9 protein-coding genes are annotated in these 13,101 nt (G+C 56.7%); 7 read left to right on the top strand and 2 right to left on the bottom strand.

Features of this window, described 5'->3' with window-relative positions; all coding sequences use genetic code 11:
• Nucleotides 1–23 precede the first annotated feature (23 nt).
• From relA to eno, 4 genes are all read left to right on the top strand, one after another.
• Nucleotides 24–2,261 (top strand): GTP diphosphokinase, encoded by a 2,238-nt coding sequence (gene relA / locus ABLU95_RS02715; RefSeq protein WP_023290829.1) that lies wholly within the window; start codon nt 24–26, stop codon nt 2,259–2,261.
• Nucleotides 2,262–2,372: 111 nt separating this feature from the next.
• Nucleotides 2,373–3,164 carry a nucleoside triphosphate pyrophosphohydrolase gene (gene mazG / locus ABLU95_RS02710; protein WP_032453910.1) on the top strand — a complete coding sequence of 264 codons (792 nt, stop codon included), beginning with the start codon at nt 2,373–2,375 and terminating at the stop codon, nt 3,162–3,164.
• A gap of 280 nt (nt 3,165–3,444) precedes the next feature.
• On the top strand, nt 3,445–5,082 hold the full coding sequence (gene pyrG, locus ABLU95_RS02705; protein ID WP_023290827.1) for a glutamine hydrolyzing CTP synthase: 1,638 nt from the start codon (nt 3,445–3,447) through the stop codon (nt 5,080–5,082).
• Between the two features lie 81 nt (nt 5,083–5,163).
• A complete protein-coding gene (gene eno / locus ABLU95_RS02700) occupies nt 5,164–6,462 on the top strand; it encodes a phosphopyruvate hydratase (protein ID WP_002915213.1) in 1,299 nt (432 codons plus the stop codon).
• 63 nt (nt 6,463–6,525) lie between these two features.
• Here eno and ABLU95_RS02695 read toward each other — a convergent pair whose 3' ends face one another.
• Entirely contained in the window at nt 6,526–7,635 is a 1,110-nt protein-coding gene (locus tag ABLU95_RS02695) for an SDR family oxidoreductase (RefSeq protein WP_348878770.1), read from the bottom strand.
• A gap of 477 nt (nt 7,636–8,112) precedes the next feature.
• Between ABLU95_RS02695 and queE the strand changes: the two genes are divergently transcribed.
• Nucleotides 8,113–8,784: a 7-carboxy-7-deazaguanine synthase QueE gene (gene queE / locus ABLU95_RS02690; protein ID WP_023290825.1), complete on the top strand. Its 672-nt coding sequence runs from the start codon at nt 8,113–8,115 to the stop codon at nt 8,782–8,784.
• A 40-nt stretch (nt 8,785–8,824) separates the two neighbouring features.
• On the opposite strand, the gene queD is transcribed toward queE, so the two are convergent.
• Nucleotides 8,825–9,190, bottom strand: a complete 366-nt coding sequence (queD, locus tag ABLU95_RS02685; protein ID WP_004174641.1) for a 6-carboxytetrahydropterin synthase QueD — start codon at nt 9,188–9,190, stop codon at nt 8,825–8,827.
• 316 nt (nt 9,191–9,506) lie between these two features.
• Between queD and cysJ the strand changes: the two genes are divergently transcribed.
• The gene (cysJ, locus tag ABLU95_RS02680) at nt 9,507–11,306 is read left to right on the top strand and encodes an NADPH-dependent assimilatory sulfite reductase flavoprotein subunit (protein ID WP_048335134.1); all 1,800 of its coding nucleotides are present in this window, start codon (nt 9,507–9,509) and stop codon (nt 11,304–11,306) included.
• Nucleotides 11,306–13,018 (top strand): assimilatory sulfite reductase (NADPH) hemoprotein subunit, encoded by a 1,713-nt coding sequence (gene cysI / locus ABLU95_RS02675; protein WP_004205585.1) that lies wholly within the window; start codon nt 11,306–11,308, stop codon nt 13,016–13,018. Before cysJ ends, cysI begins: the two co-directional genes overlap by 1 nt.
• Nucleotides 13,019–13,101: the final 83 nt, after the last annotated feature.

Raw genomic sequence — 13,101 nt, 5'->3', positions numbered from 1 at the left:
GCCGGTCCCTTAAGGAGAGGACAATGGTTGCGGTAAGAAGTGCACATCTTAATAAAGCTGGTGAATTTGACCCGAAGAAATGGATCGCGAGTCTGGGGATTTCCAGCCAGCAGTCGTGTGAGCGCTTAGCCGAAACCTGGGATTATTGTCGCGAAAAAACGCAAGGACACCCGCTGGCGGACCTGCTGCTGTGGCGGGGCGTCGAAATGGTGGAGATCCTCTCCACCCTGAGTATGGATATCGATACCCTGCGCGCGGCGCTGTTGTTCCCGCTGGCCGACGGCGAAGTCGTCAGCGAAGAGGTCATGCAGGAAAGCGTGGGTAAATCGGTCGTGACCCTGATTCACGGGGTACGGGACATGGCCGCCATCCGTCAGCTGAAAGCCACTCATACCGACTCGGTATCTTCCGAGCAGGTGGATAACATTCGCCGCATGCTGCTGGCGATGGTTGACGATTTCCGCTGCGTGGTTATCAAGCTTGCCGAACGTATCGCGCATCTGCGCGAGGTCAAGGACGCGCCGGAAGATGAGCGGGTGCTGGCGGCGAAAGAGTGCACCAATATCTATGCTCCCCTGGCTAACCGCTTAGGTATCGGCCAGCTGAAGTGGGAGCTGGAAGATTACTGCTTCCGCTACCTGCACCCGGCAGAGTACAAGCGCATTGCCAAACTGCTCCACGAACGCCGTATCGACCGCGAGCATTATATCGACGAGTTCGTCGGCCACCTGCGGGCAGAAATGAAAGCCGAAGGGGTCAAGGCCGAGGTCTATGGTCGGCCGAAGCATATCTACAGCATCTGGCGCAAAATGCAGAAAAAACACCTCGCCTTTGACGAGCTGTTTGATGTACGCGCGGTGCGCATCGTGGCCGAGCGGTTGCAGGATTGTTATGCCGCGCTGGGGATCGTTCATACCCACTACCGTCACCTGCCGGATGAGTTCGATGACTACGTGGCCAACCCGAAACCCAACGGCTACCAGTCTATCCATACCGTGGTGCTGGGGCCGAGCGGCAAGACCGTGGAGATTCAAATCCGCACCCGGCAGATGCATGAAGACGCCGAGCTGGGCGTGGCCGCGCACTGGAAGTACAAAGAGGGCGCGGGAGCGGGGACCAGCGGCGGCCGCGGCTATGAGGACCGTATCGCCTGGCTGCGCAAGCTGATTGCCTGGCAGGAAGAGATGGCCGACTCCGGCGAAATGCTCGACGAAGTGCGCAGCCAGGTCTTTGACGACCGGGTGTATGTCTTTACGCCGAAAGGCGACGTGGTGGACCTGCCGGCGGGGTCGACGCCGCTCGATTTTGCCTACCATATCCACAGCGACGTCGGCCATCGCTGCATCGGCGCCAAAATTGGCGGCCGCATCGTGCCGTTCACCTATCAGCTGCAGATGGGCGATCAGATCGAAATCATTACCCAGAAGCAGCCGAACCCGAGCCGCGACTGGCTCAACCCTAACCTCGGCTATGTCACCACCAGCCGCGGACGCTCCAAAATTCACGCCTGGTTCCGTAAGCAGGACCGCGACAAGAACATTCTTGCCGGCCGACAGATCCTTGACGACGAGCTGGAGCATCTGGGCATCAGCCTGAAGGATGCGGAAAAGCACCTGCTGCCGCGCTACAACTTCAACGAGCTCGATGAACTGCTGGCGGCCATCGGCGGCGGCGATATCCGCCTCAACCAGATGGTCAACTTCCTGCAGGCGCAATTCAATAAACCGAGCGCCGCCGAGCAGGATGCGGCAGCGCTGAAGCAGTTGCAGCAGAAAACCTATGCTCCGCAGAACCGCACCAAGGACAATGGCCGGGTGGTGGTTGAAGGGGTTGGCAATCTGATGCACCATATTGCCCGCTGCTGCCAGCCGATCCCGGGCGATGAGATCGTCGGCTTTATCACCCAGGGACGCGGGATTTCCGTGCATCGCGCCGACTGCGATCAGCTCGCTGAACTGCAGTCGCATGCCCCGGAGCGCATCGTCGATGCGGTATGGGGCGAAAGCTACTCGGCCGGATATTCGCTGGTGGTCAGGGTGGAGGCGAACGATCGCAGCGGGTTACTGCGCGATATCACCACCATCCTCGCCAATGAGAAGGTGAACGTGCTGGGCGTTGCCAGCCGCAGCGATACCCGTCAGCAGCTGGCCACCATCGATATGACCATCGAGATTTACAACCTGCAGGTGCTGGGCCGGGTGCTCGGTAAGCTGAACCAGGTGCCCGATGTCATTGACGCGCGCCGTCTGCACGGCGGTTAATTCGTCTCCAGGCCGGATAAGGCGAAGCCGCCATCCGGCAATTTCGCCACGTCGGATAAGGTCGAAACGCCTTATCCGGCCGACTATTTTTTACATTTCCAGGATTGTCACATGACCCAAATCGACCGCTTGCTCGGCATCATGCGCCGCCTGCGCGACCCGGAAAACGGCTGCCCGTGGGATAAAGAGCAGACCTTTGCCACCATCGCCCCCTATACCCTCGAAGAAACCTATGAAGTGCTGGACGCCATTTCGCGAGAGGATTTTGACGACCTGCGCGGTGAGCTGGGCGATCTGCTGTTCCAGGTGGTGTTCTATGCGCAGATGGCGCAGGAAGAGGGACGTTTTAACTTTGACGATATCTGCGCCGCCATCAGCGACAAGCTGGAGCGCCGCCATCCCCATATCTTCGCTGATGCCACCGCGGGAAACAGCAGCGAAGTCCTGGCCCGCTGGGAGCAGATCAAAAGCGCGGAGCGGGCGGAAAAAGCCCAGCACTCGGCGCTGGACGACATTCCGCATAGCCTGCCGGCGCTGATGCGCGCGCATAAAATCCAGCGTCGCTGCTCGGCGGTCGGTTTTGACTGGACCTCGCTGGGCCCGGTGCTCGACAAGGTGCATGAAGAAATTGATGAAGTGATGCATGAAGCGCAGCAGGCGGTGGTGGATGAAGCGAAACTGGAAGAGGAAGTGGGTGATCTGCTGTTCGCCACGGTGAATTTATCCCGCCATTTAGGGGTCAAAGCCGAGGTGGCGCTGCAGAAGGCGAACCTCAAATTCGAGCGCCGCTTCCGCGAAGTCGAGCGCATTGTCGCCGCCCGCGGCCTGGAAATGACCGGCGTCGACCTCGATACCATGGAAGAAGTATGGCAACAGGTAAAACGCCAGGAAACTGATCTCTAACGAGTTTTCGTGATCAAGCGCGATTTGTGTGATTTTATAAATAACAAGCGCTTGATTTACGTCAAAAACATTTCGCCAAAAGCGTCTATTTTCTCTTTCCGTTATGTCGTTGAAACACCATGTAGCCTGCCTCTTCGAGTTGTTCGGGTCGCAACACAGGTGCAACTTGAAGAACGAAGGGGAGGGGAAGAATGAAAGTTTGTGGCGTCACGCATGTTCGGGTATACTACTTTCCCGTCCTGGTTATTCCATCGTTTTACCCTAACTTCTCAGGTTCAGCATGACAACGAACTATATTTTTGTGACCGGCGGGGTCGTATCCTCTCTGGGTAAAGGCATTGCCGCAGCCTCCCTGGCAGCCATTCTTGAAGCCCGTGGTCTCAACGTGACCATCATGAAACTGGATCCGTATATCAACGTCGATCCGGGCACCATGAGCCCAATCCAGCATGGGGAAGTGTTCGTTACTGAAGACGGCGCAGAAACCGATCTGGACCTGGGCCACTACGAGCGTTTCATCCGTACCAAGATGACTCGCCGCAACAACTTCACCACCGGCCGTATCTACTCTGACGTGCTGCGCAAAGAGCGCCGTGGCGACTACCTGGGCGCGACCGTTCAGGTTATCCCGCACATCACCAACGCTATCAAAGAGCGTGTGCTGGCGGGCGGCGAAGGCCATGACGTGGTGCTGGTGGAGATCGGCGGTACCGTAGGCGATATCGAATCCCTGCCGTTCCTCGAAGCCATTCGTCAGATGGCGGTAGAGATTGGCCGCGAGCATACCCTGTTTATGCACCTGACTCTGGTGCCGTACATGGCCGCCGCGGGCGAAGTCAAAACCAAACCGACTCAGCACTCCGTGAAAGAGCTGCTCTCCATCGGTATTCAGCCTGACATCCTGATCTGCCGCTCCGATCGCGCTGTTCCGGCCAACGAACGGGCGAAAATTGCTTTGTTCTGTAACGTTCCGGAAAAGGCTGTTATTTCTCTGAAAGACGTCGATTCCATTTATAAAATTCCAGGCCTGTTGAAATCTCAGGGGCTGGACGATTATATTTGTAAACGATTCAGCTTAACTTGTCCGGAAGCAAACCTGGCCGAATGGGAACAGGTAATCTATGAAGAAGCCAATCCGGCAGGCGAAGTCACCATCGGTATGGTCGGTAAGTACATTGAACTGCCGGATGCCTACAAGTCGGTGATTGAAGCGCTGAAACACGGTGGTCTGAAAAACCGCGTTACCGTCAACATCAAGCTGATCGATTCGCAGGATGTGGAAACGCGCGGCGTCGAAATCCTCAAGGATTTAGATGCTATCCTTATCCCGGGCGGCTTCGGCTACCGCGGTGTGGAAGGTAAGATCGCCACCGCGCGCTATGCGCGTGAGAACAATATTCCTTATCTGGGCATTTGCCTGGGTATGCAGGTTGCGCTGATTGAGTTCGCGCGCAACGTAGCGGGTATGGAAAACGCCAACTCGACGGAATTTGTGCCAGACTGTAAATACCCGGTTGTGGCCCTGATTACCGAATGGCGTGACGAAGATGGCAACGTCGAAGTCCGCTCCGAGAAGAGCGATCTGGGCGGCACCATGCGCTTGGGCGCGCAGCAGTGCCAGCTGGATGATGATTCTCTGGTACGCCAGCTGTACGGCGAGCCGACCATCACCGAGCGCCATCGTCACCGCTACGAAGTCAACAACATGTTGTTGAAACCGATTGAAGCTGCCGGTCTGCGCGTTGCGGGCCGTTCCGGGGATGATCAGTTGGTCGAGATCATCGAAGTGCCGAACCATCCGTGGTTTGTGGCCTGCCAGTTCCACCCGGAGTTTACTTCGACGCCGCGTGATGGACACCCGCTGTTTGCCGGCTTTGTGAAAGCCGCCAGCGAGTACCAGAAACGCCAGGCGAAGTAAAAAGAGTTAGAACGGCAATGCACCCATTCGGGTGCATTGTTTGTCTGGAGTTTTAGTTTAACTTGTACTGAGGAAAACCTAATGTCCAAAATCGTTAAAGTCATCGGTCGTGAAATCATCGACTCCCGTGGTAACCCGACTGTTGAAGCCGAAGTACACCTGGAAGGTGGTTTCGTCGGTATGGCAGCTGCTCCGTCAGGTGCTTCTACTGGTTCCCGCGAAGCGCTGGAACTGCGCGATGGCGACAAATCCCGTTTCCTGGGTAAAGGCGTAACCAAAGCTGTTGCTGCGGTAAACGGCCCGATCGCTCAGGCAATCCTGGGCAAAGATGCCAAAGATCAGGCTGGCATCGACAAGATCATGATCGACCTGGACGGTACTGAAAACAAATCTAACTTCGGTGCGAACGCAATCCTGGCCGTTTCTCTGGCGAACGCCAAAGCAGCAGCTGCCTCCAAAGGCCTGCCGCTGTACGCGCACATCGCTGAACTGAACGGCACTCCGGGCAAATACTCCATGCCGGTTCCGATGATGAACATCATCAACGGCGGTGAGCACGCTGACAACAACGTCGACATCCAGGAATTCATGATTCAGCCGGTTGGCGCGCCGACCCTGAAAGAAGCAGTACGCATGGGTTCTGAAGTGTTCCATCACCTGGCGAAAGTGCTGAAGTCCAAAGGCATGAACACTGCCGTTGGTGACGAAGGCGGCTACGCGCCGAACCTGGGTTCCAACGCCGAAGCGCTGGCTGTTATCGCTGAAGCGGTTAAAGCTGCAGGCTACGAGCTGGGCAAAGACATCACCCTGGCGATGGACTGCGCAGCGTCTGAATTCTACAAAGACGGTAAATACGTTCTGGCCGGCGAAGGCAACAAAGCGTTCACCTCTGAAGAGTTCACTCACTTCCTGGAAGAGCTGACCAAACAGTACCCGATCGTCTCCATCGAAGATGGCCTGGACGAATCTGACTGGGAAGGTTTCGCTTACCAGACCAAAGTACTGGGCGACAAAATCCAGCTGGTTGGTGACGACCTGTTCGTAACCAACACCAAGATCCTGAAAGAAGGCATCGAAAAAGGCATCGCTAACTCCATCCTGATCAAATTCAACCAGATCGGTTCTCTGACCGAAACTCTGGCGGCTATCAAGATGGCGAAAGACGCTGGCTACACCGCTGTCATCTCTCACCGTTCTGGCGAAACTGAAGACGCGACCATTGCCGACCTGGCTGTGGGTACCGCTGCAGGCCAGATCAAAACTGGTTCTATGAGCCGTTCTGACCGCGTTGCTAAATACAACCAGCTGATTCGTATCGAAGAAGCGCTGGGTGAGCAAGCGCCGTTCAACGGTCGTAAAGAGATCAAAGGCCAGGCTTAATCCTGTCTTTGTGAAATAACCATGCCAGCCTTCGGGCTGGCATTTTTTTTATGCCTGCGGCCATTATTTAAAGTCGACGGCCATTTGCTGAGGGATCGACAGCCCGCGAGTGGTTTCCACGCAGCGGTCGATGTAATCGGTAAAGCGCGGCGGTTTTGGCATCCCCATGCTCAGCAGCTTGTCGTTGCTAAAGCGCACGTTCAGCGTGGCGAACGCGCCATATAAACGCATCGCTTTCAGCATCAGTCGCTCATTGCATGGCCCAAAAATTCCTTTCAGTTCGCGACGCATTTTGACCAGCGTTTCATAGCTCACCTGGGCGTACTTGTCTCCCACCGGCGCCTGCTCCAGCGCCAGGGCCATCGCCCGGTCGATTTCGGCAAACTTCACGCTGTTCTCCTCGCCGGCAGAGATATGCACCACATCGCCGCGGGCCAGCGGCTGGTTAAGCAGCATCAGCAGGGCATCGGCGCAGTAGTCCACCGGAATAACATCGATCCGATCCTCCATCGCGCACATAAATTTCTGCAGCATCAGCCCCATGCTGAACACCCAGAAAATACTGCTGGAAGGCCGGCAGCCATGATGGGTATGGCCCACCACAATAGAAGGGCGGGCAATGACCAGCGGTAGCGTAGGGCAGTGCTGCTGCATCAGTTGCTCGATGGCCGATTTCGAGTGGGTATATTCCACCAGATGCTCGGCGCGCTGCCGAAACTCCGCGCTCTCGGCGACCAGCGAATCCGGCTCCGGTGAGCAGGACATTGCGGTGCCGACGTGCAGAAAACGCTGCAGACCCGCCACCTGCGCCATCCGTTGCGCCAGTCGCAGCGTACCCGCAACGTTAACCTTCCAGATGAGCGGGTTGCTGCCAAACGAGGCGACAGCGGCGCAGTTGAGGACATGGGTGACTTGCTCAAGCCGCGGGTCGTTAAGAAAATGCTCCGGAGAGGCGAGATCGCCCAGCAGGATCTGCTGCGGGCGCAGCATCGCCAGTTTCTCCTCGGCGATGTTGAACTTACGCATGTTCTCCTTGACCCGCTCCAGGCCTGCGTCGGGACTGTCGGCACGCACCAGCAGCAGCAGATCTAACTGGCTATCCTGATGGAGTATTTTCTCTAACGCCGCGCCGCCCAGAAAACCGGTGACGCCGGTAATGAATAATGTGGTCATAAATGCTATCTCATTATGGTTGGTCTGCGGGATTCTAGGAGGGACAAAGTAAACGACGATTAAATAAAAAATGGCGGGCAACAGGGCTTTATTAAGAGGAGCTTAAGCTTATTTTTGGCGGTGGATTGGATTCGACTATCAGACCAGATAAATAATTCACTCTTTCATGTATCAATTTGTACACTGCTGTATTTAAAGCTGTTTTTATTTTTATGCTGACGTTTAATATGTTCTGGTTTATAGCGCGAAAAACATCTTCTGTTACATCTTTCTTTACGCTGGCATGGCGCGACGTTTATTTTAATCCTTACCACACTAATGAAATAAACGAAAACAGAGGCATGCTTTTAATTAACAATGAATAACCTCCGGGGAGAGAAAGCGACGCCGTGAAGGAAAAACGATCGCAGCGCAGGACAAGACCTGGACAGTGAAATCTGCGATAATAAACGTTTATCACCCTAAACAGAGATGACTATGCAGTACCCGATTAACGAGATGTTCCAGACCCTGCAAGGCGAGGGTTACTTCACCGGCGTGCCTGCCATTTTTATTCGTCTGCAGGGATGCCCGGTAGGATGCGCGTGGTGTGACACCAAGCATACCTGGGACAAACTGGCCGATCGGGAAGTGTCGTTGTTCAGCATCCTGGCGAAAACCAAAGAGAGCGATAAGTGGGGGCCGGCAAGCAGTGAAGATCTGCTGGCGATTATCGGTCGTCAGGGGTGGACTGCCCGCCACGTGGTCATTACCGGCGGTGAGCCCTGCATTCATGATTTAACGCCGTTAACCTCGCTGCTGGAGCAAAACGGCTTTAGCTGCCAGATTGAAACCAGCGGCACTCACGAAGTTCGCTGTACGCCTCATACCTGGGTGACGGTATCGCCGAAGGTGAATATGCGCGGCGGGTATGACGTGCTGTCTCAGGCCCTGCAGCGGGCGGATGAGATCAAACATCCGGTAGGGCGCGTCCGCGACATCGAAGCGCTGGACGAGCTGCTGGAAACGCTGAGCGATGACAAACCGCGGATCATCGCCCTGCAGCCAATCAGCCAGAAAGAAGACGCGACGCGCCTGTGTATCGACACCTGCATCGCCCGTAACTGGCGCCTGTCCATGCAGACGCATAAATATCTGAATATCGCCTGATAAAAAAGCCCGGCAGCGTACTGACCGGGCTTTTTTTCGCTTACTCGCCGCGATAGACGCAGCCGGCGGTGCAGGTCTCTTTCACCATCACCGCGCTCAGCAGCGGTACCCGCGGTTTCATCTCATCCCAGATCCATTTGGCCAGCACTTCGCTGGTAGGGTTTTCCAGACCGGGGATATCGTTCAGATAATAGTGGTCCAGGCGATCGTAGGTCGGCTTGAAGGCGGCCTTCAGCTCGGCAAAATCCATGATCCACCCGGTATGGGGATCGACTTCACCGGTTATCTCCAGACGCACCATAAAGGAGTGGCCATGCAGGCGACCGCATTTGTGTCCTTCCGGGACGTGCGGCAGGTGGTGGGCGGCTTCGAAGGTGAAATCTTTAAACAGCGTGGTGGACATCATTGACTCTCAACAGGACGAAAAAAACCGCCGTAGGGTACCGGAAAGTACATTTTTTCGCATTAACTAAAACGGCCCTGAACAGAAAATCGACACATTTATCTGGGTTAAGTGAATTAAGTTGTGATATTTCAAATAGTTATTTAATCGATTTTGTTGTTAATAACTACAACTAAAACAGGTTAGTCCATTTGGTTATTTATTATTTCCATCCCTTCTTTAATTGTTACTATGCCCGCCGTTAACCTTCTATTCTCTTCTGTTTTTGTCGCGCTGACAGGGTGCGAATAACAGCTTTGCTTACTGGAACAAACGACGCATGACGACACAGGCCCCACCTTCCAACTTGCTGCCGCTCAACCCGGAGCAACTGGCGCGCCTTCAGGCGGCCACCACTGACTTCACGCCCACTCAGCTCGCCTGGGTGTCTGGCTATTTCTGGGGCGTGCTGAATCAGCAGTCCGGCGCGGCAGCCGCCGCTCCCGCCCCGGCCGCCGAGGTCCCGACGATCACGCTGATTTCCGCCTCGCAAACCGGCAACGCTCGCCGCGTCGCCGAAGCGCTGCGCGACGATCTGCTGGCGGCGAAGCTGAACGTGAAGCTGGTGAATGCAGGCGATTATAAATTCAAACAAATTGCTGCTGAAAAACTGCTGGTGGTCGTGACCTCCACCCAGGGGGAAGGTGAGCCGCCGGAAGAAGCGGTCGCATTGCATAAGTTCCTGTTCTCGAAGAAAGCGCCGAAGCTGGACGGAACCGCATTCGCCGTCTTTGGCCTCGGCGATACCTCTTATGAATTCTTCTGCCAGTCCGGCAAAGATTTCGACAGCAAGCTGGCTGAACTTGGCGCGGAACGCCTGCTCGATCGCGTCGACGCCGACGTTGAATATCAGGCCGCGGCCGCTGAATGGCGCGCGCGCGTCGTTGAGGTGCTGAAGGCCCGTGCGCCGGTCGCCGCGCCCGCTCAGCTGTCCGCCAGCGGCGCAGTGAACGACATTCACACCAGTCCCTACACCAAAGAGGCTCCGCTGACGGCGACCCTGTCGGTCAACCAGAAAATCACCGGCCGCGATTCAGAAAAAGATGTACGCCATATCGAAATTGACCTCGGTGATTCCGGTCTGCGCTATCAGCCGGGCGACGCCCTGGGCGTCTGGTATCAAAACGATCCTCAGCTGGTGAAAGAGCTGGTGGAGCTGCTGTGGCTGAAAGGCGACGAGCCGGTGACCGTCGAGGGCAAAACCCTGCCGCTGGCGGAAGCCCTGCAGTGGCATTTTGAGCTGACGGTTAACACCGCGACTATCGTCGAAAACTACGCCACCCTGACCCGCAGCGAATCGCTGCTGCCGCTGGTGGGCGATAAAGCTCAACTGCAGCAGTATGCCGCCGCGACGCCGATCGTCGATATGGTCCGTTTCTCCCCCGCGCAGCTGGACGCCGAGGCGTTAATCGGTCTGCTGCGCCCGCTGACGCCGCGTCTGTACTCTATTGCCTCCTCGCAGGCGGAAGTGGAGAGCGAAGTGCATGTCACCGTGGGCGTGGTGCGCTATGACATCGAAGGCCGCGCCCGGGCTGGCGGCGCCTCCAGCTTCCTCGCCGACCGCGTGGAAGAGGATGGCGAAGTCCGCGTCTTCATCGAGCACAACGACAACTTCCGTCTGCCGGCTAACCCGGAGACGCCGGTGATCATGATTGGCCCGGGCACCGGTATTGCGCCGTTCCGCGCCTTCATGCAGCAGCGCGCAGCGGACGGGGCGCCAGGTAAGAACTGGTTGTTCTTCGGCAACCCGCACTTCACCGAAGATTTCCTCTATCAGGTGGAGTGGCAGAGCTATGTGAAAGAGGGTCTGCTGACCCGTATCGATCTGGCCTGGTCCCGCGATCAACAACAAAAAATCTATGTGCAGGACAAACTGCGTGAGCAGGGGGCCGAGCTGTGGCGCTGGATCAATGATGGCGCCCACATTTATGTCTGCGGCGACGCCAATCGTATGGCGAAAGACGTGGAACAGACTTTACTGGAAGTGATTGCCGAATACGGCGCGATGGACGCCGAAGCGGCGGACGAATTTTTAAGTGAGCTGCGCGTTGAGCGCCGTTATCAGCGAGATGTCTACTAATGAGCGAAAAACATCCGGGGCCTTTAGTGGTCGAAGGTAAACTGACCGATGCCGAGCGTATGAAGCTCGAGAGCAACTACCTGCGCGGCACCATTGCGGAAGATTTAAACGACGGTCTGACCGGCGGTTTTAAAGGCGATAACTTCCTGCTGATCCGTTTCCACGGTATGTACCAGCAGGACGATCGCGATATCCGCGCGGAGCGCGCCGCTCAGAAGCTGGAGCCGCGTCATGCGATGCTCCTGCGCTGCCGTCTGCCGGGCGGGGTGATCACCACCACCCAGTGGAAGGCGATCGATAAGTTTGCCGCCGAGAACACCATTTACGGCAGTATTCGCCTGACCAACCGGCAGACTTTCCAGTTTCACGGTATTCTGAAAAAGAACGTCAAGCCGGTGCATCAGATGCTGCACTCGGTGGGGCTGGACGCGCTGGCCACCGCCAACGATATGAACCGTAACGTGCTGTGCACCTCCAACCCGTACGAATCGCAGCTGCACGCTGAGGCCTACGAGTGGGCGAAAAAGATCTCCGAGCATCTGCTGCCGCGCACCCGCGCCTATGCCGAGATCTGGCTGGATCAGAAAAAGGTCGCCACCACTGACGAAGAGCCGATCCTCGGTCAGACCTATCTGCCGCGTAAGTTTAAAACCACGGTGGTGATCCCGCCGCAGAACGATATCGATCTGCACGCCAACGACATGAACTTTGTGGCGATCGCCGAAAACGGCAAGCTGGTGGGCTTCAACCTGCTGGTGGGCGGCGGTCTTTCTATCGAACACGGTAACAAAAAAACCTACGCCCGCACGGCGAGCGAATTCGGTTATCTGCCGCTGGAGCATACTCTGGCGGTGGCGGAAGCGGTCGTGACTACCCAGCGCGACTGGGGTAACCGTACTGACCGTAAGAATGCGAAAACCAAGTACACCCTTGAGCGCGTTGGCGTCGAAACCTTTAAGGCGGAAGTGGAGCGCCGGGCAGGCATTAAGTTTGAGCCGATCCGCCCGTACGAATTCACCGGCCGCGGCGACCGCATCGGCTGGGTGAAGGGGATTGATGATAAATGGCACCTGACGCTGTTTATTGAAAACGGCCGCATTCTGGATTATCCGGGGCGCCCGCTGAAAACCGGTCTGCTGGAGATTGCTAAGATCCATCAGGGCGAATTCCGCATCACCGCCAATCAGAACCTGATCGTCGCCAGCGTACCGGAAGATCAGAAGGCGCGGATCGAGAAGCTGGCGCGGGATCATGGTCTGATGAATGCCGTCACCCCGCAGCGCGAAAACTCAATGGCCTGCGTCTCCTTCCCGACCTGCCCGCTGGCGATGGCGGAAGCCGAGCGTTTCCTGCCGTCGTTTATCGACAAGGTGGAAGGGGTGATGAGCAAGCATGGCGTGAGCGATGAGCATATCGTCACCCGCGTCACCGGCTGTCCGAACGGCTGCGGCCGCGCGATGCTGGCGGAAGTGGGGCTGGTGGGGAAAGCGCCAGGCCGCTATAACCTGCACATCGGCGGTAACCGCAGCGGCACCCGCATCCCGCGGATGTACCGTGAGAACATTACCGAGTCGGAAATTCTCGACTCGCTAGACCAACTGGTAGGGCGCTGGGCGAAAGAGCGCGAAGCGGGTGAAGGCTTCGGCGACTTTACGGTGCGTGCGGGCATCATTCGCCCGGTGCTCGATCCAGCCCGCGATTTCTGGGAGTAACATCCTGGTGCCCGGTGGCGCGTAGCGATCCGGGCCTGTAAAACCCGTAGGCCGGGCAATCGCAGTGCCGCCCGGCAAAACAG

This window comes from Klebsiella sp. GG_Kp146 (genome assembly GCF_040061975.1).
Taxonomy (GTDB): Bacteria; Pseudomonadota; Gammaproteobacteria; order Enterobacterales; family Enterobacteriaceae; genus Klebsiella; species Klebsiella quasipneumoniae.
Note: the sequence above shows the minus strand (reverse complement) of the source record. Positions and strands in the feature narration are given on the sequence as shown.

Excerpts from the sequence above, each read along its gene's own strand:
- relA (WP_023290829.1), top strand. The coding sequence starts at position 24 with ATGGTTGCGGTAAGAAGTGCACATCTTAATAAAGCTGGTGAATTTGAC.
- mazG (WP_032453910.1), top strand. The coding sequence starts at position 2,373 with ATGACCCAAATCGACCGCTTGCTCGGCATCATGCGCCGCCTGCGCGAC.
- pyrG (WP_023290827.1), top strand. The coding sequence starts at position 3,445 with ATGACAACGAACTATATTTTTGTGACCGGCGGGGTCGTATCCTCTCTG.
- eno (WP_002915213.1), top strand. The coding sequence starts at position 5,164 with ATGTCCAAAATCGTTAAAGTCATCGGTCGTGAAATCATCGACTCCCGT.
- ABLU95_RS02695 (WP_348878770.1), bottom strand. The coding sequence starts at position 7,635 with ATGACCACATTATTCATTACCGGCGTCACCGGTTTTCTGGGCGGCGCG.
- queE (WP_023290825.1), top strand. The coding sequence starts at position 8,113 with ATGCAGTACCCGATTAACGAGATGTTCCAGACCCTGCAAGGCGAGGGT.
- queD (WP_004174641.1), bottom strand. The coding sequence starts at position 9,190 with ATGATGTCCACCACGCTGTTTAAAGATTTCACCTTCGAAGCCGCCCAC.
- cysJ (WP_048335134.1), top strand. The coding sequence starts at position 9,507 with ATGACGACACAGGCCCCACCTTCCAACTTGCTGCCGCTCAACCCGGAG.
- cysI (WP_004205585.1), top strand. The coding sequence starts at position 11,306 with ATGAGCGAAAAACATCCGGGGCCTTTAGTGGTCGAAGGTAAACTGACC.